The organism is Limnothrix sp. PR1529 (genome assembly GCF_002742025.1).
GTDB lineage: Bacteria > Cyanobacteriota > Cyanobacteriia > CACIAM-69d > CACIAM-69d > CACIAM-69d.
The window spans coordinates 1-21,912 of the sequence record NZ_LIRO01000005.1 but is presented as its reverse complement, the minus strand read 5'-3'; the positions used below and the strand labels follow the sequence as shown (position 1 = coordinate 21,912).

At 54.9% G+C, this 21,912-nt stretch carries 22 protein-coding genes and 2 pseudogenes; 5 read left to right on the top strand and 19 right to left on the bottom strand.

Features of this window, described 5'->3' with window-relative positions:
* The 3 genes and pseudogenes from AMR42_RS00630 to AMR42_RS00620 form a co-directional block, all read right to left on the bottom strand.
* A pseudogene (locus tag AMR42_RS00630) lies at positions 1-392 on the bottom strand (ATP-binding protein); the annotation flags it as partial.
* Positions 389-727, bottom strand: coding sequence for a DUF5615 family PIN-like protein (locus AMR42_RS00625; protein WP_099531538.1), 339 nt, complete (start codon positions 725-727; stop codon positions 389-391). The pseudogene AMR42_RS00630 and the gene AMR42_RS00625, both read right to left, overlap by 4 nt.
* On the bottom strand, positions 724-948 hold the full coding sequence (locus AMR42_RS00620) for a DUF433 domain-containing protein (protein WP_099531542.1): 225 nt from the start codon (positions 946-948) through the stop codon (positions 724-726). Before AMR42_RS00620 ends, AMR42_RS00625 begins: the two co-directional genes overlap by 4 nt.
* A 388-nt stretch (positions 949-1,336) precedes the next feature.
* On the opposite strand from AMR42_RS00620, the gene glmM reads away from it, so the two are divergent.
* Both glmM and AMR42_RS00610 read left to right on the top strand, forming a co-directional pair.
* Complete coding sequence (gene glmM / locus AMR42_RS00615) at positions 1,337-2,833, top strand: phosphoglucosamine mutase (protein ID WP_099531541.1); 1,497 nt, start codon at positions 1,337-1,339, stop codon at positions 2,831-2,833.
* Between the two features lie 441 nt (positions 2,834-3,274).
* Positions 3,275-3,955, top strand: coding sequence for a hypothetical protein (locus AMR42_RS00610; RefSeq protein ID WP_099531537.1), 681 nt, complete (start codon positions 3,275-3,277; stop codon positions 3,953-3,955).
* Positions 3,956-4,160: 205 nt separating this feature from the next.
* On the opposite strand, the gene AMR42_RS00605 is transcribed toward AMR42_RS00610, so the two are convergent.
* The 10 genes and pseudogenes from AMR42_RS00605 to AMR42_RS00565 form a co-directional block, all read right to left on the bottom strand.
* Entirely contained in the window at positions 4,161-5,090 is a 930-nt protein-coding gene (locus AMR42_RS00605; RefSeq protein WP_199858040.1) for a hypothetical protein, read from the bottom strand.
* Positions 5,087-5,542 (bottom strand): hypothetical protein, encoded by a 456-nt coding sequence (locus tag AMR42_RS00600; RefSeq protein ID WP_099531536.1) that lies wholly within the window; start codon positions 5,540-5,542, stop codon positions 5,087-5,089. Before AMR42_RS00600 ends, AMR42_RS00605 begins: the two co-directional genes overlap by 4 nt.
* Positions 5,543-5,621: 79 nt before the next feature.
* Positions 5,622-6,239 (bottom strand): hypothetical protein, encoded by a 618-nt coding sequence (locus tag AMR42_RS00595; RefSeq protein WP_099531535.1) that lies wholly within the window; start codon positions 6,237-6,239, stop codon positions 5,622-5,624.
* Positions 6,236-6,733: a DUF29 domain-containing protein gene (locus AMR42_RS00590; protein ID WP_234406422.1), complete on the bottom strand. Its 498-nt coding sequence runs from the start codon at positions 6,731-6,733 to the stop codon at positions 6,236-6,238. Before AMR42_RS00590 ends, AMR42_RS00595 begins: the two co-directional genes overlap by 4 nt.
* Positions 6,667-6,930, bottom strand: coding sequence for a DUF2442 domain-containing protein (locus AMR42_RS21545; protein WP_099531533.1), 264 nt, complete (start codon positions 6,928-6,930; stop codon positions 6,667-6,669). Before AMR42_RS21545 ends, AMR42_RS00590 begins: the two co-directional genes overlap by 67 nt.
* A 2-nt stretch (positions 6,931-6,932) precedes the next feature.
* Positions 6,933-7,202, bottom strand: a complete 270-nt coding sequence (locus AMR42_RS00580) for a DUF4160 domain-containing protein (protein ID WP_099531532.1) — start codon at positions 7,200-7,202, stop codon at positions 6,933-6,935.
* A gap of 27 nt (positions 7,203-7,229) precedes the next feature.
* Positions 7,230-9,320, bottom strand: a complete 2,091-nt coding sequence (locus tag AMR42_RS00575) for a CHAT domain-containing protein (protein WP_234406421.1) — start codon at positions 9,318-9,320, stop codon at positions 7,230-7,232.
* A 189-nt stretch (positions 9,321-9,509) separates the two neighbouring features.
* Positions 9,510-10,229, bottom strand: a pseudogene (locus tag AMR42_RS21540) (tetratricopeptide repeat protein); the annotation flags it as partial.
* A 633-nt stretch (positions 10,230-10,862) separates the two neighbouring features.
* Positions 10,863-11,270 carry a type II toxin-antitoxin system VapC family toxin gene (locus tag AMR42_RS00570; protein ID WP_099531530.1) on the bottom strand — a complete coding sequence of 136 codons (408 nt, stop codon included), beginning with the start codon at positions 11,268-11,270 and terminating at the stop codon, positions 10,863-10,865.
* Positions 11,270-11,512, bottom strand: coding sequence for a hypothetical protein (locus AMR42_RS00565; RefSeq protein WP_099531540.1), 243 nt, complete (start codon positions 11,510-11,512; stop codon positions 11,270-11,272). The genes AMR42_RS00570 and AMR42_RS00565 overlap by 1 nt, the downstream gene beginning before the upstream one ends.
* A gap of 156 nt (positions 11,513-11,668) precedes the next feature.
* Here AMR42_RS00565 and AMR42_RS00560 point away from each other — a divergent pair, with 156 nt between their 5' ends.
* The gene (locus AMR42_RS00560) at positions 11,669-12,235 is read left to right on the top strand and encodes a Uma2 family endonuclease (RefSeq protein WP_099531529.1); all 567 of its coding nucleotides are present in this window, start codon (positions 11,669-11,671) and stop codon (positions 12,233-12,235) included.
* 44 nt (positions 12,236-12,279) lie between these two features.
* Here AMR42_RS00560 and AMR42_RS00555 read toward each other — a convergent pair whose 3' ends face one another.
* Complete coding sequence (locus tag AMR42_RS00555; protein WP_143472874.1) at positions 12,280-14,010, bottom strand: hypothetical protein; 1,731 nt, start codon at positions 14,008-14,010, stop codon at positions 12,280-12,282.
* A gap of 356 nt (positions 14,011-14,366) precedes the next feature.
* Here AMR42_RS00555 and AMR42_RS00545 point away from each other — a divergent pair, with 356 nt between their 5' ends.
* A complete protein-coding gene (locus AMR42_RS00545; protein ID WP_158234303.1) occupies positions 14,367-15,539 on the top strand; it encodes a hypothetical protein in 1,173 nt (390 codons plus the stop codon).
* Positions 15,540-15,816: 277 nt separating this feature from the next.
* On the opposite strand, the gene AMR42_RS00540 is transcribed toward AMR42_RS00545, so the two are convergent.
* From AMR42_RS00540 to AMR42_RS00520, 5 genes are all read right to left on the bottom strand, one after another.
* On the bottom strand, positions 15,817-17,004 hold the full coding sequence (locus AMR42_RS00540) for an LL-diaminopimelate aminotransferase (protein ID WP_099531525.1): 1,188 nt from the start codon (positions 17,002-17,004) through the stop codon (positions 15,817-15,819).
* A gap of 34 nt (positions 17,005-17,038) precedes the next feature.
* A complete protein-coding gene (locus AMR42_RS00535) occupies positions 17,039-17,389 on the bottom strand; it encodes a co-chaperone YbbN (protein ID WP_099531524.1) in 351 nt (116 codons plus the stop codon).
* A 211-nt stretch (positions 17,390-17,600) separates the two neighbouring features.
* Positions 17,601-18,380, bottom strand: coding sequence for a PspA/IM30 family protein (locus AMR42_RS00530; protein ID WP_099531539.1), 780 nt, complete (start codon positions 18,378-18,380; stop codon positions 17,601-17,603).
* A gap of 348 nt (positions 18,381-18,728) precedes the next feature.
* Positions 18,729-19,391: a PspA/IM30 family protein gene (locus AMR42_RS00525; RefSeq protein WP_158234302.1), complete on the bottom strand. Its 663-nt coding sequence runs from the start codon at positions 19,389-19,391 to the stop codon at positions 18,729-18,731.
* A 214-nt stretch (positions 19,392-19,605) separates the two neighbouring features.
* Positions 19,606-20,925 carry an SPOR domain-containing protein gene (locus AMR42_RS00520; protein ID WP_099531522.1) on the bottom strand — a complete coding sequence of 440 codons (1,320 nt, stop codon included), beginning with the start codon at positions 20,923-20,925 and terminating at the stop codon, positions 19,606-19,608.
* Between the two features lie 625 nt (positions 20,926-21,550).
* Here AMR42_RS00520 and AMR42_RS00515 point away from each other — a divergent pair.
* A partial coding sequence (locus AMR42_RS00515; RefSeq protein WP_143472872.1) for a DciA family protein occupies positions 21,551-21,912 on the top strand: 362 nt, incomplete at its 3' end.

Here is a 21,912-nt window from a genome sequence, read left to right as displayed (position 1 = left end):
CCACGATAGGTTTCGTGCAAATGTTGCCGCGCATATTGCACCGCCAGCTCACTCTTGCCCACGCCACCCATGCCATCCACACTGGCGATCGCCACCCGGTGATCTCCTTTTTGGAGCAACTGGTGCAACTCTTCCAACACGTTGTCACGTCCAAAGAAGCGATCGCGCGCCACCCCCCGATCCTGCAAATTCGTCGGCGGCCCATCCCCAGTCGGTGGCGGCGGCGGGGCTGGCTGGTGGACATGGACGTACTTATTGCCCGCAACGTTATCGCCCGAACCACTGTGGTTCTGCTCGACGCGATCGCCCATCGTCTGGTCAACCTTGCCGATCTCGATCTGGGCTTGATCGTTAGCAATGATGCCTTGCTGGATTTCGGGTCGATCGCTCATGGCTCGTGCAACTCCAAACAATCAATCTCAGAATTCGTGAGCAATTCCCGAATCGCCTCAGTCCCTGACCTCAGCATCGATTCCACCTTAGCCGTTGGAGCATTGCCGCAACGCAACCACAGCACCTTGGGCGGCGAACCATAGAGCCGACTGCGTTCCGCAAAGTCCGCATCCTGGGTGACGATGCAAAATCCGCGATCGCGCGCAAACTCCCAAATCTCACTGTCAGGGGCTTCCGCCAGCCCTTCCAACTGCACATGGCTCGCGTCCGGCAGCAGATCCGCCAGTCGTCCCAACAGTTTTCGGCTCAGATTTTGATCGAATAACAGTCTCATGCCGCGATCGCCACAAGTCGATGATCGCGATCGGCTGCAAAGGCCAAGCAAGCCAAAATATCCTGCATCGTCAGCTCTGGGAAATCATCCAAAATTTCCTCAAAGGACATTTCCGCCGCCAACCAACCCAGCACGTCATAGACCGTAATTCGCATACGCCGAATGCATGGCTTTCCACCTCGTTTATCCGGCTCGATCGTAATGATTTGGCGATAGTCGATCATGGCTTTGTTTGTCGGTTGCTCTTAACTGAAATGTTGCGTGATCGGCGCGTTGAAAACGGGGGGCTGATTGGCCATCGGAACCGCGATGCCTGCGAATGCCAATGTTGTGGGTTCCATACGTCCTACCGATCGAATGCTCTTTTGATTTGATTGATTTGATGCGATCGAATCCTCCAGGCTGGGGGCAAACCGGGGCGATCGCGCCTCACATCTGCCTTAAGTTTACTCACTCCCCCAAACAGCGCCATGGTATCGGGGGCGATCCAACCGCTCGATCGGCCCGTGCTATCCTTCAGGCGAGTTGCGAACTATGTCGATCATGCGGACGCGGGATCGATTTGGTGTGGAAAGCAACACAAACCCTTGGTGTGGAGTGAGCGCAATTATGGTTACGTCTCCTGTTCGGTTGGGTCGCGAATCGGGCGAACTTGGGTTGAACCAAAAACCCCAGGATTTGGAGCAACCAAGCTTGAATCTGAATCTGCATGGGTTGTCGCCCCTGGAAATTCCCGAGAGCGTGCCCCTGTTTGGAACCGACGGGATTCGCGGGCGTGTGGGCGAAGTGCTGACCGCGAGCTTGGCGCTGCATGTGGGCTATTGGGCTGGGCGTGTGTTTGCGGCCCGATCGGGCAAAGGGGCGATCGTCGTGGGCCAAGATTCCCGTAACTCCAGCGAAATGCTGGCGGCGGCCCTGACGGCAGGACTGACGGCGGCCGGGTTGGAGGTGTGGAATGTGGGTCTTTGCCCGACTCCCTGCGTGGCCTATTTAGTGGAAGCGACCGGGGCGATCGGGGGCGCGATGATTTCCGCCAGCCACAACCCGCCCGGCGACAACGGCTTGAAGTTCTTCGGCCCCGATGGGCACAAGCTGGCCAAAGAAGCCCAACAACAAATTGAATCGGCCCTGCGTCACCACGTATTGCCCGGCTTGGAACCCGTGACCGGTTGCGGGCGCGGCTATTTCCGGCCCGAGCTGGTGCGCGGCTATGCGGTGTCCCTGGAACAAACCCTGGAGCAAGAGGGCTGGGGCGATCGCCCGCTGGCGGGTTTGAAGGTGGTGTTGGATACGGCTTGGGGAGCCAGCGCCAAGGTGGCCCCGGCGGTGTTTGAGGAGTTGGGCGCAACGGTGATCCTGCTGCACGGGGAACCGGACGGCGATCGAATTAATGTGAATTGCGGTTCGACTCACCTAGAGTCCCTGAAGGCGGCGGTGGTTGAGCATCAAGCGGATCTGGGCTTTGCCTTTGATGGGGATGCCGATCGGGTGTTGGCGGTGGATGGTCAAGGGCGCGTAGTCGATGGCGACTACATCCTTTATTTCTGGGGGCAAACCCTGCGATCGAGCGACAAGCTGCCGGAAGCAACGATCGTTTCGACGGTGATGGCGAACCTGGGCTTTGAGCGGGCTTGGCAAAAACAAGGCGGCAACCTGATTCGCACGGCCGTGGGCGATCAATACGTGCAAAAGGCAATGCTCGATCGCGGCTACATGCTGGGCGGTGAGCAGTCGGGTCACATTCTTTGCCGTCACTATGCCGTCAGCGGTGATGGCACGTTGGTGGCGCTGCACTTGGCAGCCCTGGTGAAGCAGTCCGGGCGATCGCTCACCTCCTGGGTCGATGACAGCTTCCAGAAATATCCGCAACTGCTGGAAAACGTGCGGGTTGAGGATCGCGCACGCCGGTTGGGCTGGCAAGATTGCACCCCTGTGGCCGAGGCGATCGCCCAGGCCGAAACCCAAATGGGCGATGCGGGCCGGATTTTGGTGCGGGCTTCGGGCACGGAGCCGGTGATTCGGGTGATGGTGGAAGCCGCCGAGGCGGATTTGGTGCGCCATTGGGCCGATCGCCTGGCCGCCGTGGTGCGATCGCACTTGAGCTAGGTTCCCAACGCGCGATCGGGTGGGTTAATCCGGGCGATCAACCCACCCATTTCCTGTTGGTTTTCTGGGCGGGTTATTGCGTCAACCTTGAAGCCGTTGACCTACCCAACGTCCTCCAAGTCAGTCCAGTTGATTCAATTCTGAAAACCCTTGAGAATCAACAAAATTTAACCCAAAATTCAGCAACTAAAGTCTCATTAATACTTAAAGTCTTAAAGTCAAAAACTTAAAATTTCAAAACCAAAATCATCAGACATTACAAAAAAGGTCTCCTCATTTTTATTGATTGGGTTAGTGCTTAACAGATCAACATATTTCCTGTGCAATCGGGCAGGTAATGCCTATCTTGATGGGAGTAGTTGTTCTGGATCTGAAATGATATTTTTCCGGCTAAAGATTACACAACAGAGACCGCCTCAAACCCAGTACCAAGCTAGCCCCATGAATTGGCAGCGGCTAGGGGAGTTCGTGGGCGGCCGTTGGGTTGTTGGGTTTGTGGTGGGACTGGCGATCGCGCTGCTGACGGCCACGGGACTGCAAGCCGCGCCACCTCCACCCGACTACTACCCCTTTCCCTTGAATGGTCGTTGGGAATATGCCACCACCAATGCGGCACAGGGCACAACGGGCAACTTGCTGATCAAGGTGATTGGGGCCGATCGCGACGGCTCGCAAATGCGCTACACCACTGAGCAAGATTTAGGATTTGGGCCATCTAATTTGCTCTATCTCAAGGGTGAAGGTTGGGTCAAGGAAATTAAGTTTGTGTTGGCTCGTAATGGCATGACCAATGAAACGGTTAATGATCCAATCAAGCCCATTTTAAAAAATCCACCGAAGGTGGGCGATCAATGGTCTTGGACTGGTCAGCAGGTGGGTGCAGCCACCACGAACGCCTCCGAATCCTTCAAGGCAGCGGCGGCGGAAGAGGTCACGGTTCCAGCGGGCAAATTTAATACAATTCGGGTGGAAATTACGGGAGAAAAAGCGGGAACGGCATTCCGCAAGGTGATGTGGTATGCCGATCGTGTTGGGCCAGTGAAGTGGCAAATTTGGGATGCCAGCAATGCGCTACAAACCACCACGGAATTGAAGCGATACGAATTTCCCAAGGCTTCCTAGTCTTGCCCGATGACAGATTTGGAAGCTGCAACACTGGGCGATCGGGGGATTGAATGGTCATTATCCCCCTCGCCGTCAATAATTACGGGCCTGCGATCGTGCCCCAGCTTTTTGCCTACCTTTGTTGCGATCGGGATCCGGGAGACAACTATGCTCGATCGACTGAGATAGCAAAGCCATGAAATTAGTTTTCATGTGCAAATTTCTATTGATCAATTACTGGGGAAATTTCTGAAGTTGCAATGAATTGATAGGACTCTGGCAAAGTACCACGCCAAAGATATTGAGTTAACATCCGTCCGGCGGCCGGTTCTTGGTCTGCTTGCTTCGGAAAGGGTAATCGCAAAGCCTCGTAGAGCAAGCCACGATAGAGATCAAAACTCGCTTCGATCAAGTCGCCATAGGTTTTGGCCGCGGCGATCGCCCAGTGATAGGCAAACCAAGCCGAGAAGCCAGCGATTAGCAAGGCCCACCAAGCCCAAAACGCCCAAATGAAAAATAACCAGCTCCAAATCCACAACCGAGCCATGGCATTCAGCTCGGCCCGCGCTGCCTGTAAATCAGCCTTGGCGGACTCGGGCAGCAACAGCCACAATCGCGGCCAACAAATCACCGCATCTAACCCATATTTATCGAGCGATCGCAACTCCGCCGCCCGCAAGATATTCCCCAACGGCGTGGGCATCATATCAATATCTTGGACGGGAAAATTATTGAGTTGGCGATCGAGCTTGATACGTAGTTGGCGATCGCGACTGGTGAGTCTTGGGCGATTATCCAAGTCTTGAAATTGCAGTTCAAGTTTTCCCTTTGCCTTGATTTGCTGACGAGTGAAGTGATCTTTGAACCCATTCAAAATAGGATGCCAATAGCCCTCAAGACCGCGTAGTGCCATCAATTGAAACCGTTCCACTACGGCTGCTGAGGCGATCGCCCCGCCCAGCACGGCCACCAACAAAGCCAACTGTAATGGTTCCGGCTGTTTGGTGAACCAATCCGTGAAGGATTGCCAGCCAAATCGCTGAATAACCGCCACTAAGCCCCCAGCCCAAAAGACAATGGCAGAAGTCAGCAGACTCGAAATCCACTGTTCTGCAACCTTGCCGCCTGCGCCTTCGAGTACCTTGGCAGTCATGGGTTCTCCTGCGCTGGATTAGACCGTAACTGCTGAAATTCAGCGATCGGGATTAGGGAAAGATTATGGGTTGGGCAACGGGGAATCGGTTGGCCAACGCTGCGCCGTGACCAGCGATAGTCGCCGTGGGGACAAATATATTTATCGGTCGCAACGTAGCTGGCATTCCCGGGAAGGGCTTCAAAACTTTTGCGCTGATCATTAGATGAGTCAATCAGAAAGGATTGCAGCCAAGTTTTTGTAGATTCATGTGTGTTTAGGTACTCTTCAATTTGAGTAGCGATCGCGCTGATGGTTTCGTAATGTAGATCGCGCAGATCAAAAGGTACTTGATTCAGCAGTTCAGCGAGGCGATTGTCTAGGCTTTTTGCAGTTTCGGGAGCCAACAAATCCGGTAATTCGCTGCGAATCGTGCGAGCAGCCTCAAATAAATCTTCGTCCGTGTAGAGCATCGGTTTCGAGGGCTTTAATCAAGACAGGTTAGAAGATGAATCAAATTGAGAATTTTAGTGTGGCATTTGTGATTCTGAGCTAATGCATTAGAATGCCAATCAAGACTCGGAGTAGATGTTCCAATTCCGTGAAAATTGAATAGAGGTTTAGATCTTGATAAATCACTTTTTTCTCAAAATCGAGTAACGAAAATTGCCAAATTTTCCCGATTGAAACAGCTCCCCAAAGTTGGGGTTTCAGAACTAAGCTTTCTTGGTTTTCTTGGGCAATCGCAATTAGCTCAACGGCGAGCTGCTTGAATCCGCGCTCTAAGTTTTCATCCTTAGCTTCAATCACAAGTAGGCGATCGCGTGACTGCAAGAAATAGTCGATCGAGCCTCGCAATTGGTTACTGACTTCCACCGGATAGCTAACCCGCAATTGACTATTGGTGGCCAGCACTACCTCCGTAAGCAAGGGGGCGATCAAAAACTCCCGCCGAGCCATTTCGTTATCCGCTCGAATCAGGTGCATGGTTTTCTTGAGCCGTAATTGTAGCGGCTCGATCGCAAAGGGCAATGATTCCGCCTGGGGTAATGTCAGCTCAGTTAGCTCAAAGCCATAGCCGAAATTTGCCAAAATTTCTTCAGGGTAGGCATTGAGCTTAAAGTAGTCGGAAAATGAACAGCTTTCCGGTAGCTTAATTGGTCGAATCATGGGCTGAATTCCAATTCATCTGACAAGATAAACTCCAACGTAAATGGCGAAGTTTCGGGCAATATAGAATCAGCAAGGTTAGTTTCTTGAATGGCTAGATCGCGCCCGTCAGGATAGGCTTCGGCAAAAGCTTCGGATAAAAAAGGTTTGAGACTAGGGTTACTTTTCAAGAGTCGCTGAATGCGTCGCCGCTGCTCACGGATCGTGCCGATCCAGGAGTTGGTTCGCATCTCAGGCTGATAGCGCCATTTCAAGAGATGCCCAATCAATATCCCTAAGCGATCGATCAATTGCTCGCGCTCTTGGCGACCCATGGCGGCCAGTTCTTCGATTAAATTTGGGAGGTCGATCGCCCCGAAATCACGATTTTGCAGCAGCGCAATTTGCTCCTGTGTCCAAGCATAAAAGTCGCGATCGTAGGTGGTGTTCATGCTGACAACGGCTGGGCTGCGATCGGTACAGGAATAGAGTCTAGATAAAGCGTGTCTGGGCAAATATCTTGCTCATTGGGCCAAGTAACTGTGCCATTGAACGCCTTGGCTTTCCGAAAATAAGCTTCGTCCCTGAGTTCCTGAAACACACCAAAATCTAAGAGTGATGAGCAATCATAAATTCGTATTTCTTGATTGGTGAACTGAATTTCTAGTTTGTAGTGATCACGTGCAAGTACGTGGACGACTCTAGGGTTCATAGTTATTTCAGGGGTTCAATTTTGTAAAGTGGTTGACCAGCGATTGCCAGATCCCAGTTTGCGACTAGTTCGTCAGCATGAATTTCAATCCATGCTTGCGCTAGCCGAGTTTGTTTTCTAGGTAAGCTGCCTGATAAGACTTCGCCCTCTGGAATACTAAAAACAGCTTCTTTTCCCTGATAAGAAACATGGATATGAGGACGCTTATGCTCTTTGTTGTCCATGAAATACATGGAAACAATTAGCCCATAAAACATTGACAGAACTGGCATTCTGGGGCGAAAGAGTGGTTGATTTGATTATATGCCGGTGTAGCTGAAGCCTGCCCAGTAGTAGGGGTGGGCAAATGGGTGTTCAGCTCCTCGAAGCCCGATGCCTGTGAGCTGGCGAATTTCGGAAGGGGTTGCACTGCGGAGCCACTGTTGGGCTTGGCGGAGGGCGATCGGTGGGGTGAGGTGATCGTTGCGCCAGAGGTCGTAGAACTTGGTGAGTAGGATCATGGTGCTTTGCTCATTCACAGCCCAGAGGGAGGCGATCGCCCCGGCCACGCCTGCTTGCAACAATCCGACGGGCAAGCCGATCGCCTCGTCGGCTAAGTCCAGGCCGGGGAGGCCCGTTTCACAGGCGGAAAGGATGGCCAGTCGGATGCCAGGTTTGTCGCCTTCGGTGAGCTTGAGGTTAAACAGCTCGCGCAGGGTCAGCAGGTCGTCGTTCATCAGCAGTCCGCTGTTGAGGGGGTCAAAGAAGTTGGCGGTTCCGTGGCAGGAGAAATGGACGATCGCCTGTTGACCCAGATTGGCAGCGACGGTGGCGGTGGTGGCTTTTTCGTGTCGCAGGATGGTGGGGTGGGGGAAGGTTTTGACGGCGGCCATGACTTCCCGTTCGGAGCTGGGGAGGTCTTGGCGGGGATTGTCGATCGCCAGGATTGAATCGAGGTGGCTGTCGGGGAATCGCTGGGCGATCGCGCGGGCGGCGACGAGGGATTGGGCATTGGGGGCGTAGGTGAAGGTCAGCTCATCGAGGGCGTAGCGGCGGCCGGTGGGGCGGCTGGGGTCGGGTGTCCAGGCGGCGTGGAGGGGCAACAACCCGAGCAAGCCGGTGGGAATCAGGATCGCTTGGGTGTGGTTGTGTTGTTTGAGGCGATCGATGAGGGGAGCCATCAGGTTGTCCCACAGTTGGCGGGTTCCCTGGTCGATCATGTTGTGCCACTGCTCCCGCTTTTCATTTCGGGTCTGCGTCTTGGCTAGTGATTCCGGGTCTTTGCTGTACTCATAGTTAGCCACTTTGGACTCTCTATCAGCCTGGAGCCAGGTTTGCACCAAGTCGGTGAGGGTAGCTTCGGGGAACGCATCGAGCCACAGCGGGTCGATCGCCTGGGGGGTGGCGATCAGGGCGAGGCTGCCGTTGGGGGTGGGAATCAGGTAGATGGTGGGTGCTTCGGTGCTGAGGTTTTGTTGAATTTCGGTGAGGCTGGGTGCTTGCAGGAAGGTTTCATAGCCGGGGACTTGGCGAATTTGGGCGATCGCCTCGGTCAAGTCCTGGCGAAGTTTTTGGGCTTTGTTGCGGTGTTGTTCGGGGGTGAGGGCTTGGCGATCGCGGACTTGCTGTTCGCGTTGGAGGCTTTCCAGGTTTTGCAGTTGGTTGGTGATGTCGCGATAGCGATCGAACAGGTCGGGGCGCTGTTGTTGGAGTTGTGCGAGGTCGGCGCGATCGCGTTGGAGTCGTTCGCTGAGTCCCCGGGCGCGGCCGCGTTCGATCGTTTCGAGTGCTTTGGCGAGTTGACCGGTTTTGGCGTAGGCATAGGCCGCACGGCGAGGCAGGTCGGCGGTTGCTTTGAGTTCACCGGCTTGGCTGTCGAGCAGGGTACAGGCTTGATATAAATCTTCCGCAGCGGCAAGAGCTTGCTCATAGGCTTGAGTCGCGGCATACCAGTTTTGCAACTCGCTTTGAAGATCGCCCAACAATCCAGAAGTTCGACGGCATTCACTAGGAAATGCCTCGCGGGTTGTGACCTGCAAAGCACCTTTGCAAGCAGAAATTGCTTGCTTCAGATTATCCGTTCGCTTCCCTACAGGACACTCAATATAAGCTGCTGCTAGATTATTTTGGGTTCTTGCCCATTGCTCCGGAAATGTATCGCGAGTATAGACTTTTAATGCTCGCTTGGAGGCAATAATTGCTTGTTCCAGGTTATCTGCTTTCTCATCCTGAATGCGCTGGCTATAGGCTGCTACTAGATTGTTTTGGATTGCTGCCCACTTCTCAGGAAATGCTTGACGGGTGTATACTCTGGCGGCCTGCTTGTAAGCAGAAATTGCTTGCTCTAGGTTATCTGCCCGGTCACCTCTTATACGCTGAGTATAGGCAATTGCCAAGTTGTTTTGGGTCATTGCCCACTCTGTAGGAAATGCCTCACGGCTATAAACTTCTAGGACTTGTTGATATATAAAAACTGCTTTCTCTAGGTTGCCTGCCCGGTCACCTCTTATACGATCGCTGTAAGTAGTTGCAAGATTATTTTGAGTCATTGCCCAATCTTGAGGAAATATGTTTTGGGTATAGACCTCCAAGGCTCTTTCATAAGCAGAAATTGCTTGCTCCAGGTTATCTGCCCGGTCACCTCTTATACGATCACTGTAAGTAGTTGCAAGATTATTTTGAGTCATTGCCCAATCTTGAGGAAATGCTTCACGGGTTCTGACTTCTAATGCTTTTTTGTACGCAATGAGTGCCTTCTCTAAATTATTCGCCCGATCACCTCTAATTCTCTCACGGTAAACATTTGCAAAATTATTTTGAACTATAGCCCACTGTTCAGGAAAGTCCTCGCGTGTATAGACTTCCATGGCTCTCTCGCAAGCGCGAATTGCTTTTTCTAGGTTTTCTGACTGATCACCTTGAATACGCTCGCGATAAGCATTTGCAAGATTGTTTTGAGTAGCTGCCCATTCTTCAGGAAATGCCTCGTAAGTATAAACTTCTAGTGCCTGTCTATAGTGATTTATTGCTTGCTCCAGGTTGTCTGCACGTTTTTCCTGAATGCAATCATAAGTAGTTGCAAGATTATTTTGAATTCCTGCCCATTGTTCAGGAAATGCCTCACGAGTATAGATTTTTAATGCTTGTTTATAAGCATTTATCGCAAGTGATAGGTTGACTGTCGGTTCCCCTTCAATGCGTTCAATGTAGACATTGGCTAGATTGTTTTGGATATTAGCCCAAGCTTCAGGAGACCATGTTTCAGGGAATATGTCACGATTATAGACTTTAAGTACCTGCTCATAGGCTCTAATTGCCATCTCCGAATTCAGACCAGGACTTCTCAATGGAAACTTTTGAATTAAATCGCCGAACTTGCTGAAAGCGGCCACTATAAACTCTAGTAGAGATTGATCTGCTTCTCCATCCATTGCCCATCTAGAAATTACTGGTAAAGCATCTAAAAAACCCTTATTCAGTTGACCTAGGTTTGAATTCCAAAAACTATAAACTTGTTTTGGATTAGCTTGGGTTCTTAAGATTTGCATCATCACTTCAACTACAAACTGAGTAGTCTCTTGTGAGGCTCTTGCAGCACTGCTCAATCCCAATCCTTGTGCTATTTGGTCTGCTACTCGCCGACATGATTCAGCGTGGCTATTGAGTCCCTCCGCTGCCATTTGGTCAGCTACCAGCCCCATCATCTCCACCAGCCCCGCATCCACCAACTCCGCCTGGACTTGCAAAACACTTGCCTCTTCCCCCACCGGACAAGCCAACAACTGCTGAATCAATTGCAAATAAGCCTGAAGTCGTTGCTCGTCCATGGGGCCGCCTCAATCCCTCGGTGAATCGTCACCAGAACACTGTCTAAAACCTGGCACAGCAAACTACAAAATAACAACACTAATGCGATAAAAAATCGCTAAATCCTAGCAACACTTCAGTAACCCTTAAGCCGATTGTCGCCAATTTTCAACCACCAGCCCAGGAACTCGCTCAAACTCTCGCTGATTGGCCGTCACCATAATTAATTGATGTGCAAGCGCCGTCGCCGCAATTAGCACATCATAAGCCCCAATCGGCTGACCCTGCGATTTTAAAATAGCCCGAACTTCAGCCGCTCGTTCCGCTTCAGCAAGCCCAAACGGCAATATAGTTACAGATGAAAGAATGCTGGTAATTACTGGTTCAACTTTGCTCGATCGTTGTGGATTAATCGCTAAACCATACCGCAACTCCATCACCGTAATTGCCGAAATTGCAATATCTGTCGGTGAAGTGTTCTGAAACCGAAATATTGTTGCCGCATCACCCTTAATAAAGTCACTGATGACGCAAGTATCCAAAAGATAACGCATCAAAACAACTCTATTTCTTGGGGATCAATCAATTCGTTGCGATAGGACTCAAACTCAGGAAAATCGGGAGTTGGCTCATAAGATAAAACTGCCTCCGGCCACTGAGTCGTGATAACTGGTGGCATCTGGACTAGCTGCCGAAGAATCTGTAGCACAATCAACGGCAAAGGGAGATTAGCCTGAGCCGCTTGGCGCAGCAAATACCCCTCCAAATCCGGCGGCAAAGTAATCGTGATTTGCATCGACAACCTCCAAACCGTGAATGTATCCCCAACCTCGACAGCAGCAACCCAAGTCCTCACCATCTTAGCCAACCGCCACCTGCGATCGCCCTGCCCAAATCAGTACAATCAACATAACGCCCCAGCCTCGCTGTCACCGACCCAGCGATAACCCCCATGGTTGCCAATGCTGACCCGAAAAATCGGTGGACAACCGCCGATTTAGAATTCTTTCCCAACACCGGCGATCGCTACGAAATCATCGACGGAGACCTATACGTGACCCGCGCCCCCCATTGGAGACACCAGGATGCTCTAGGAAACCTCCACACATTCTTGACCCTCTGGGCTAGGCAACACAAGCAAGGCAAAGTTCTGCAATCACCGGGTGTCATCTTGACCGGGGAAGAAAACGTCATTCCCGATCTGGTGTGGGTTAGCAATGAGAAGCTGGCAACCTGCGTCGATGAGTCAGGTCATTTCACAGCAGCTCCTGAGCTGGTTGTTGAGGTGATTTCCCAGTCTTCCCAAGATATTGCACGCGATCGCCAGGTGAAATTAAAGCTCTATTCCCGAGTTGGTGTGCGGGAATATTGGATCGTGGATTGGCAACAACAAACCGTTGAGATTTATCGGCGATCGCAAGCCCGTTTAGAGCTGGTCTATACCCTCTTTGCCGAAGACGAATTAACTTCACCCTTATTCGCCAATTTCACCCTCAAAGTAGCTGAGATCTTTACCTAATTCGGCTTCTCAAGTTACCGGTTATTTTTGGATTTTTGATGGCATTAGGGCAGTTGCAAAATGCAGCGAGCATCGAGCAGTTGGAGGCGCTTGTTTTCGAGGACAGAACAGGGAGCGATCGCCCGTTCCAAAGCTGGAGTTTCACCGCGATCGAGCCGATCGCTCACGTCTTGGATGAGCGGCTGAAATTGCTGTAACCAAGTGTTATCTGCCAAGTCAGACTTTGAGAGTGACCAGGGTTCTAATAACCAAAAATTCACTTGATATTTCCGCAAAAAAGCTTGCACCTCCGATAGGTTGCTGGTGTATTGAGCGCGGATGGTGTCTTCAATGCGTTGGCGCAAAACTCGGTAATAGCCCCAATGGTAAGGCAGGGCAAATTCGCGGCTGGCGAGAATCGATCGCTGGGCAAAGATCGGAATGAAATCCGCTTCCTTGGAGAGGGAAACCACTAGGGTATCCTTCGGTTGTTTTTGCAGAAATTCATAGACTTCGGCCATGCGTCCTTCCATTTGCAATTGGCTGGACACGGCCAAGTTAGGAACCATGGGCACAACGATCGACAGGCTGAGAACGAGGCTCACCAGGGGCCAGAACCAGCGCGGTTTTTGGGATTGGGTGGCTTGCATTTGCCGATCGAGCCATAGGCCCAGGGCGATCGCCCCCGCCACTGGCAACACCACCCGCAAGGGCACATAGCCATAGCGATTGGGTAAATACAACCGAAACAGCAGGGCATGGGCCGCGAGAAACAGACCCAACCCACCCCAAACCCAATCCCCCAGCATGGCCAAGTGAGGCGAAAGGCGACTGGCTAGGGGAAATTGACGGGCGCGGGCGGGCCGGCTCAACCAACGGGGCAAGGCCAAGGCCGCCAGGGCGATCGGGGGCACAAATCCCACCCACAGGAAACCGCTACGGGGGGCAAACAGCCAAAAAATCAGCGGATTGGGGTGAAAAAAGAACGATCGCCCGTATTCATTGCCCACAAAGTTAAATTCCGGCAGGGCGGCGGCTTGGGATCGGCTGATCACGGGGCCAAACTCGCTGCTGGTGAACAGTTCCGGCAACAACACCGCAATGGCCATGGCAATGCCCCCGATCGCCAAGCGCCAGTCCAGGGGAGTCAGGGCTTCGGGATGCGATCGCCCCCGACAGGTGGCCCACCAGCGCCGACCCAAATTCACAGTCAGGGCCGCCGCCGCCACCACCGCCACCATTGGATAAAACAAACCGCTGAGGGCGATCGCCCCTAAACAGCCCCAGAGCGATCGACTCAGCAGCGCATCCATCACCGCCAACACCAGGGGCGTGGCAAAGGCTCGCGGCGTGGATGAGGCCAAATCATCCTCCATCCACAGGCTTTGATTTACCAAAATGCAGCCCAACAGGGCCACCCACGGCACGGGCAACAGCCGAATCATCACGCGCCAGGTCAGCGCCGTGGTCACCAGCCCCAAAATCACCGGCCAATATTTACTGACCGTTAGGGGATCCCAGCCGAGGAGGGCCGCTCCGTGATAGAGCCACTGATAGCCCAGGGGCGCAACGGATTGGTAATAGTCAGCGATCCAGTCGCCGGGAAAGAGACCCGGATCCAGGTAACGAAAGGCCCAAAACACATGCTGGCGCACATCGTCTTGCACGATATAGGGATTGCGTGTGGCCCACTGCACCGATTGCCAGCCATAAAACAACGCCATGGCTCCACTGAGCACCATGCTCCAGCGCCGATCGCCCGATCGCGCCCCTATCCAAGCCCATGCGTTTTTCATCCAACCAAACCTTTCGGGATTCCCGGCAACTGATCAGCCAGAAGCCACCCTAAACCAAGGTTGGGCCGTTTGGGGCGATCGCTGGTGTCGGTTCTCCGTTTGGGTAATGGCGAATTGAGGGGGCGGGCCCCAGCGACAGAGGGGCTTTGGGGTTGGGCCCTGGCTGCAGGGTTGCCAGACCCGATAGAATGGAAGCAGCAATTGTTACCTAAAACTGGGCCATCGCTCCAAGGCTCGTTCTCGTCTAGGGTTTTCGCTCGCTCCTCCGCCGTCTCTGTCCAGCGGCTCTCGTTCAGCCTCCCCACCCCCGATCGACGCTCCAACCACTCTCTGATCCTGCTCCGGTGACCCTAACTATGTCCGAGCATCACCATCACTCATCGGGCCATCACCCATCGAGCCATCACCCGGCGGGTCATCATGGCCACAAGGCGCACTCAGGAACCCATGAGCCAGGAACCCATGAGGGTTGGGTGTCGCAACTGCGCGAAACCTTCAGCCTAACGCTGGTGCTGAGAAATTTGCGCTGGTTGGGTGAACCCTTCATCTGGTTGCCGGCCATGGCGATTTCGATGGCGACCTTGGGGGCTTGGGTTTTTTGGAAAAATCCCGATCGCTGGACTAATGCCGAACCTGAGCCGGACAAGGTGGATTGGCTCTCGATTCTGGAGTCCCAGCCCGATGATGATTCGGTGGCGGCTGATATTGACTCGTCTAATGTGTTGGCAACGGAGCTAACCCTGCCCCAAAACCAGCGCCGGAACAATCGCAATAACCGCGATCGCCAGAATGAAGAAAAAACGGCGAACAATACCAACTCTGAGCTGGCGGATATTTTGCAGTTGCTCAGTGGTGGTTCGGCGGGCCCCGTGGGCAGTCGATCGCGCGGTGGCGAGGGCAGCGGTTTGGCCCCAAGGGCGGTGAATCAATTTTTGAGCAATGACCCTCGGGCCGCCAGTGCCAATGGCAGCACCTACAGCGTGGGGGGAAGCTCGACCATGCTCAATGGCAATGGGACAAACACCGGCCAGCCCGTGAGTCCCCTGCAAGCGGCGCTCGATCGCCTCTACCTCAACAACGGTAATGGCAGCAGCGATTCCAGCGGCACAACCCCCACCACCAGCACTAACACCACCACTCCGACGGTTCCCGTAACGGGTTCCAGCGGCACAACTTCCACCATCGGCAGCGGCACAACCAATCCCGCGCTACCGAATGTGGCGGTTCCCAATGCTGGGGCCGGCAATGGGAACTATGGCGGTTTTGGCAGCCCCACCGGTTATCCCAGCTATGGTTCTGGCCCGGCAACGGCGGGCAGCACCTTGCCCAAAATCCCAACAGCTCCGATGCCGGGCTATGGTTCCACGGGTTCTGGTGTGCCCTTAAACGCCGGTTACAACACGGTTCCCAACAGCCCCGCGATCGCCCCGCCGCCCAGCCAGCCGGCCGTGGCTCCGGAACCCGTGACGCAGCCATCCCAATCCAACATCGGTGGGCGACCGGTGCGCACCTTCAGTAATCCTTGGTAGGGATTGAGGGCGCAAGGTTGGTCTATGTGTTGATCTACTAGCGCGGCTACCTTAATTCGTTTGGTCAAATTACATGACTGTTACTGTCACCTAGCAGCAAGGGGCTTAAGCCCCTTGTTACCACGACTGGCTCTGCAACTTTGACCCAACGCCTTGAGCCTGTCACACTACTACTTCCGATCTACTCTTGACTGGTTTTCGAGCAGTTTTCGAGCAGCCGATCACCCACAATGCTCAGTCTCTGTGGTTATCCCTGGCAATCGGCTGGTGAAGCGGTTTATGCAAACGCGGCAGTTTTGAGAGTAGTTTTGAGAAAGGCGGCGATGCGATCAACCGAAAGCGCCAACTGTTCCGGGGTTTGCACCAGCGCAAAACGCACATAACCTTCGCCGGAAGGGCCAAAGCCCACCCCCGGGGCCACGGCGATTCCCGTGGCAGCCACCAGTTGCTTACAGAATTCGATCGACTGGTTTTCCCAAGGCGGCGGCAACTTAGCCCAGGCGAACATAGTTGCTTGGGGCGTTTCCAGGGGCCAACCAATCCGATTCATAGCGGCCACAAACGCATCCCGGCGATCGCGAAAAATGGCTAACCGTTCTTGCACATCGGCTTGGGGCCCCTGAAGCGCTGCGATCGCCCCCCTCAAGATGCCCTGGTATTGGTTAAAGTCCACGGCGGCCTTGACACTGCGCAGGGCCGAAATCAGGTCGCGGTTCCCGATGGCATAGCCCGCCCGAAAGCCGCCCATGTTGAAGGCCTTGGACAGGGTGAAAAACTCGATCGAAACCGTCTTTTCTGGATCCGCTTGCAGCACCGACGGCGGGCGATCGCCAAAGGCCATCCCGTCGTAAGCAAAGTCATGAATCAGCACAATGCCGTGCTGCTGACAAAACGCCACCGCCCGCTGAAAAAAGTCCAGGTTAGCGACCGCTGTGGTTGGGTTGTGGGGATAGTTCAGCACCATCAGCCGTGCCCGATCGACCACGGCCGGCGGAATTTGATCAAACTGGGGCAGATAGCCATGTTTTGCCAGTAGCGGCATCGGATAAACCTCACCGCCCGCCAAATGCACGCCGCCATAGTGGGAGGGATAGCCCGGATCGCCCAACAGGGCCACATCCCCCGGGTTTAAAACCGCCAGGGGTAAGTGAGCGGTTCCTTCCTGGGAGCCAATTAAGGCCAGCACTTCCGTTTCCGGGTCGATCGCCAGGCCAAATTGCCGTTCGTAGCGATCGGCCACCGCCTGTCGGAAGGCCGCCGTATTGCGAAAGAGTTGGTAGCCGTGGGTGCTGGGATCCTGAAGCGCTTCCCCGATCGCCGCCAGCACGTGGGGCGAAGTGGGCAAGTCCACCGATCCCAGCGATAAATCCACAATCTCGTGGGTTTCAGCCGCCGCAGCCTTCGCCCGATCCATCTCCGCAAACACGTTAAATTGCAGCGGTTTTAGTCGATCGGCAAATTGCATGGATTGAAGCCTCAGGATGCTGCTGCGATGATCCTCAAACCGCGCTGGGCACTGCGCCCACATGCGGCTTGAGGAAATCCGCCAACTTCTCCTTGGTCAGAGCCCCTTCGCTGGTGTCCAGCAATTGGCCATCCTGAAACAGTCGCAGGGCGGGCACCCCTTCCACCTGGCAATGTTTGACGCTGACGGGGTTAGGATCCACTTCCAATTTCACGATCTGGAGCCGATCGCCCCAGGTGGTCGCCGCCCATTCCACACTCGGACTCATCAACCGGCAAGGCCCACACCAAGATGCCCAAAAATACGCTAAAACGGGCGTTCCCGAGGCTCCCAGCACGTCGCTTTCAAATTCGGCATCCGAAATGACTCGCACTTGACTCACGATCGTTGTCCTTGCTTCTGAAAATTCGCCTTTTGCATCTTAAATCCACAGGTGTCTTGGCGGTAAGGGCAATATTTCGAGGGGGCGGCCGCCTGCGGGTTAGGTCGCAAAATGCATTGATTCACCACTGCATGGGCAACGCATAGGGGCGCACGGCCGCACGCCCCCACCCAGACTCGATCGCGGTTTTGGTTTGGCGGTTTTGGTGTCCTGCCTACTTGGTGTCGTTGAGCTGGCGGCGCAGGGCTTCCAACTCGGCATCGATCGCCGCGTCTTTTGCCTCCGTAGCTGGTGCGGCATTGCTGGCCGGCAGGGCCCCCGCTGGCGTTGAGGAACCACCCAACATTTGCGCCTTCATCGCCGCCAGTTCATCATCCACATCGCTACCGGCTTCCAGGGATGCAAATTGTTGCTCCAACGAAACGCCGCTTAGTTCCAACGCTGCCGTGGAGCGGGCTTCCATTTCCAGCACCTTTTCTTCCATCCGCTCAAAGGCGGACATGGCGCTGCCGGTGTTCATGGAACTGAGGGCCCCTTGCAGTTGCTCGTTGGCCTTGGCGGCTTGGGCCCGGGCCTTGAGCATGTCTTTCTTGGTTTTGGCTTCCGAAATCTTCCCTTCCAGGGCGATCAGGTTGCGCCTGAGCTGATCCACCATCCCCACTTGCTGATCCAATTGGCCCTTGAGGGCGGTGGCGGCTTCTGCCTGCACCTTTTTGCGGTTGAGGGCTTCGCGAGCCAAGCTTTCATCGCCTTTTTGCAGAGCCAGTTGAGCGCGTTGTTGCCACAGGTTGGCCTCACTTTGGGCCTTGTTATATTGCTGCTGAATTTTTTGTTGAGCGGAGATCGCCCGGGCAACGGCCTGGCGCATTTGCACCAGGTCTTCTTGCATGTCGATGATCGATTGCTCAAGGATTTTTTCGGGATCCTCGGCTTTGTTCACAAGGTCGTTGACATTGGCCCGAATCAGGCGGCTGACGCGATCGAAAAGGCCCATGACGGTGGCTCTCCTGCTGGTTAAATCGGGGAAGCGATCGGGATTGGGAAGCTTGGCCCCAAGGCCAACTGCTTTATCCAAACTACCAACTCCATCGGTCAACGGCCGCGTGATCAAGCCCGGCAGTTGCGATCGTCCTATTAGCCTAGATACCGAAAATCAGCGGCCCATGGCAAGTTCGGTTAGCTCTCCCGCCGTGATCGGCTATTGGGGGACTGAGGGGCCCGGGCCCTGTGCAATTGCCCAAAGCCGGGGATTTTGGCGGCTAGGAGGTTTGGGAATCGCCGCTGGGAATCGCTGCCGGGAATCGCCCGAGGGCGGATTTGTGATGCTGCTGAATGATCGAAATTATCGAAGCTCCGGGGGGCGACGGGCTTTCAGTTGTTCTAAGTCCCGCTCTAGGCGCTGGTCAGACTCTAGGGTTTGGAAGGCCTGTTCCAATGGATCGCGACCGGCGGTCTGGGACAACTGGGCACGAGCTTCGAGTTCCATGGTCCAAGACTCCAAACGCTCCAGCGGATTGTTGGGCCGGCTCAGGTAATTCAGGGTGTCGTGCATTCGTTGGGTGGCCATGGCCGATCGGGCGCGGGCCACGTACAAATCGCGTTTGGTGCGAGTTTCCAGCAGCTTGGCTTCCAAGTCCCGCAGGGTGTTGCGCAGTTGGGCGATCGTGTCCCGTTGGGTTTCCCACTGTTCCTGAAGGTGGGCGGCTGCGTCTTGCTGACCGTGACACTGACTCAGGGCCGATCGGGCCCCTGGCTCGTCACCAACATTCAGCAACTGTTGGGCCCGTTGATACCAATCCTCAGCGGCGCGGGCGGCGGCCTCCCGTTGGCGCTCCGTGCGCTTTTGGGTGGCGATCGCCTGGGCCACCGCTTGGCGCAACTGCACCAAATCATCCTGCATGTCCATCAGGGCCTGATCCAAGGCTTGTTCAGGATCTTCCGCCTGGGCGATCGCCGCGTTCACATTGGCGCGCACCAGTTTCCCAAGTCGCTGCAATAGTCCCACGCTCGATCTCCTTCTGGCTCTTGCCCCGATCCTATCGCTTCGATCGTTCGGTGGGGCCTTTGGGGGGCGATGCCGTTGCGGTTGGTCAGCAATTGATCAATTACTACTCAACCGATTAGTTACCGCTCAACTGATAATCATTTGCTGGCTGATGCTGACTCGCTTGCTGACTGTTGACTGAACCGGCCGATGACTAGCTGGTTTACGGATTGGCTCAGGGACTGGGCTTCGGGCTGGAACTGGATTGGGAGCGGTTGCCAGCCGCAGATTGATTGCGACTATTGGGCTGGTTACGGTTTGCGGCGTTGCGATTATTGGGTTGGTTGCGATTGGCGCTATTCGCATTCGGGCTAGGTTTGGCCCCTGGGCTAGCGGCTGGTCTGGGGGCAACGGGGCGATAGACCGTGGCGGGAATTCCGGCCGCCTTCAGTTGCTGAATGAGCTGGTTGGCCTGTTGTGCATTGTCCAAGGCCCCAAACTGAATTCGCCGCCCGATCGACAATTCCCGCACATAGGCATCGGCCACCTGTTTGCGCGCGGCAATCAAGCTAGCGGGGCCACTGTAGGGCCCCACCACATACCAACGCCCATCCGCACTCGGATTAGCCACCGCTGGGGCTGCGGGTGAGTTGGCTGGGGGATTGGTTGGCGGATTGGCTGGAGCACGCTGGGCTTGGGGAAACGGCAAGGGGCTGGGGGCCGGTTGCGGGGCCAAGTTAGCCCCAGCGGGCGCGGTGGCCCCGATCGTTCCCGTGGGCATTGGCGGGCGATCGCCCAAAACCGAAAGGCTCTCCAGGCTCAAATCAGCAAACTCATCCCGCGTCAAATCCACCGTGACCCCAGTGGGAGCCGTGGGCAAAGGAGTAGGTTCCGCAGGGGGCAATTCCGCCAAAACCGGCTCTGGCGATCGAGTGGCCGGTTGATTCAGCCCGATCGCCCGGCCCGTTCGTTCCAAAAATCCACCCACATTTAGCCAACCGTCACTGTCGGGATAGTTGCTGTAGTAAGTCCAAATCGTGCCCGACAGCATCACCAAAATCGTTCCGACCCCAATCCCCGTCCAGGTGGGTTCCTGTCTCCGACGCACCCGCCGCCGATCCCAGCCATTGCCATTGGCAACCGGTTGGGCCCCCTCCAGCAGCATCGCCGCCTGCACCACGGACTTCGCCGCCAAGGGTGCATCCTCGCCCAACTCATCCGCCGCCGTCAGCAATCGAGGCGACGCCGGGCGGCGGTTTTGCTGAGCCAAAGCCGCTTGCAAATCGCTAGTATCAGGCACAGGGGGCAAGCTCAGGGCCCCAGAAGCCTCCAGCGCCTCCGCAGAAGCCAACAGGGGCGGTTCTCCAGCCCGTTCCGGGGGCTTCAAAAAGAAGCGGCGAACAATGCCTTGGCGAGGGCCCCGCAGGCGACGATAGCGCGCGAGTTCCGCGTCTAAGTCCAGCTCCATGCATTCCAACGCCAAGGACAGGCGACGGTGCAGGGTTGGCTCGGTCTCCGATCGCGCGGGTTGTTGGCGCGCTGGGCGGAATTTCATAGCGGTTTCGAGGCTCCTCGGTGCAGGGTTAATAATCACCCAAATGGTTCAACGTGACCAGGAAAGATGTGACCAGGAAAGATTAAACGGATGCCTCAGAGGGTGTCTGAAAAGCCAAAATGGATACACCGCTTCCCCCAGCGATTAATAGCGATCGATAGCGATCGACACAGACAAGGGGCTTAAGCCCCTTGCCCCGACGACAATTGGGGCTTGACTAGGGCTTCAAGATATTTTTCAAACATCCTCTCAGCGGGCTTGCTTCTCGCCTATTTTAGATTTTGCGAAGCGTTTGTCCAGATTAAACGCTGTTTGCTTAACCCATAAGGCTTTCCCACGGGTTCTGAATCTGAGCTGCTGTGATCTGAGCCGCTGTGGTCTGATGTGATTTGAGCTGATGCAGCCTGAGCGAACCCAATCCGCGCCGATTCAACGCAGGTTCAACGCAGATTCAACCTGATCGAATTTAACCTGATCGAACCGACTCTGAGCCGTGAGTTGTGATTGGGTTCACGGAATTGTTGAGCAGGGCCATGGGCTGGATTCACAAGGCTGACTGGTTCGATCGATCCCGGTGATTTCCCCAATCTCTGCTGATTAATCCCTTTGCTCCCCCGTACTTTCCATGGCCTTTGACCCGATCGATGGACTGCTCAAACGGCTTGACCAACACCCGGCTTGGCAGTCAAACCGATCTTTCCTGCAACTCTGTCAGCAATGGCGAGTCATTGTGGGCGAGGCCTTGGCCGGTCACACCCGCCCCATTTCCGTGCATCAGGGGGTGCTGTGGGTGGCGGTGTCCAATCCGGCTTGGGCCCAAACCCTGATGTTTGAGCGATCGCGCCTGATCGCCAAAATTAACCAATCGATCACGCCCCCTTTCAACCCGCCCCTAACCGACGCGCGATTTTCTACGGCCCGCTGGTTTGAAAATCGGTCTCAGTCGATCGCCCTGGGGCCCGCTGCCACTGCCCGATCGCCCCAAAG

Coding starts and splice junctions, on each gene's coding strand:
- AMR42_RS00625 (WP_099531538.1), bottom strand. CDS start 727: ATGAGACTGTTATTCGATCAAAATCTGAGCCGAAAACTGTTGGGACGA.
- glmM (WP_099531541.1), top strand. CDS start 1,337: ATGGTTACGTCTCCTGTTCGGTTGGGTCGCGAATCGGGCGAACTTGGG.
- AMR42_RS00610 (WP_099531537.1), top strand. CDS start 3,275: ATGAATTGGCAGCGGCTAGGGGAGTTCGTGGGCGGCCGTTGGGTTGTT.
- AMR42_RS00605 (WP_199858040.1), bottom strand. CDS start 5,090: ATGACTGCCAAGGTACTCGAAGGCGCAGGCGGCAAGGTTGCAGAACAG.
- AMR42_RS00600 (WP_099531536.1), bottom strand. CDS start 5,542: ATGCTCTACACGGACGAAGATTTATTTGAGGCTGCTCGCACGATTCGC.
- AMR42_RS00595 (WP_099531535.1), bottom strand. CDS start 6,239: ATGATTCGACCAATTAAGCTACCGGAAAGCTGTTCATTTTCCGACTAC.
- AMR42_RS21545 (WP_099531533.1), bottom strand. CDS start 6,930: ATGAACCCTAGAGTCGTCCACGTACTTGCACGTGATCACTACAAACTA.
- AMR42_RS00580 (WP_099531532.1), bottom strand. CDS start 7,202: ATGCCAGTTCTGTCAATGTTTTATGGGCTAATTGTTTCCATGTATTTC.
- AMR42_RS00575 (WP_234406421.1), bottom strand. CDS start 9,320: ATGACCCAAAACAACTTGGCAATTGCCTATACTCAGCGTATAAGAGGT.
- AMR42_RS00570 (WP_099531530.1), bottom strand. CDS start 11,270: ATGCGTTATCTTTTGGATACTTGCGTCATCAGTGACTTTATTAAGGGT.
- AMR42_RS00565 (WP_099531540.1), bottom strand. CDS start 11,512: ATGCAAATCACGATTACTTTGCCGCCGGATTTGGAGGGGTATTTGCTG.
- AMR42_RS00560 (WP_099531529.1), top strand. CDS start 11,669: ATGGTTGCCAATGCTGACCCGAAAAATCGGTGGACAACCGCCGATTTA.
- AMR42_RS00555 (WP_143472874.1), bottom strand. CDS start 14,010: ATGAAAAACGCATGGGCTTGGATAGGGGCGCGATCGGGCGATCGGCGC.
- AMR42_RS00545 (WP_158234303.1), top strand. CDS start 14,367: ATGTCCGAGCATCACCATCACTCATCGGGCCATCACCCATCGAGCCAT.
- AMR42_RS00540 (WP_099531525.1), bottom strand. CDS start 17,004: ATGCAATTTGCCGATCGACTAAAACCGCTGCAATTTAACGTGTTTGCG.
- AMR42_RS00530 (WP_099531539.1), bottom strand. CDS start 18,380: ATGGGCCTTTTCGATCGCGTCAGCCGCCTGATTCGGGCCAATGTCAAC.
- AMR42_RS00520 (WP_099531522.1), bottom strand. CDS start 20,925: ATGAAATTCCGCCCAGCGCGCCAACAACCCGCGCGATCGGAGACCGAG.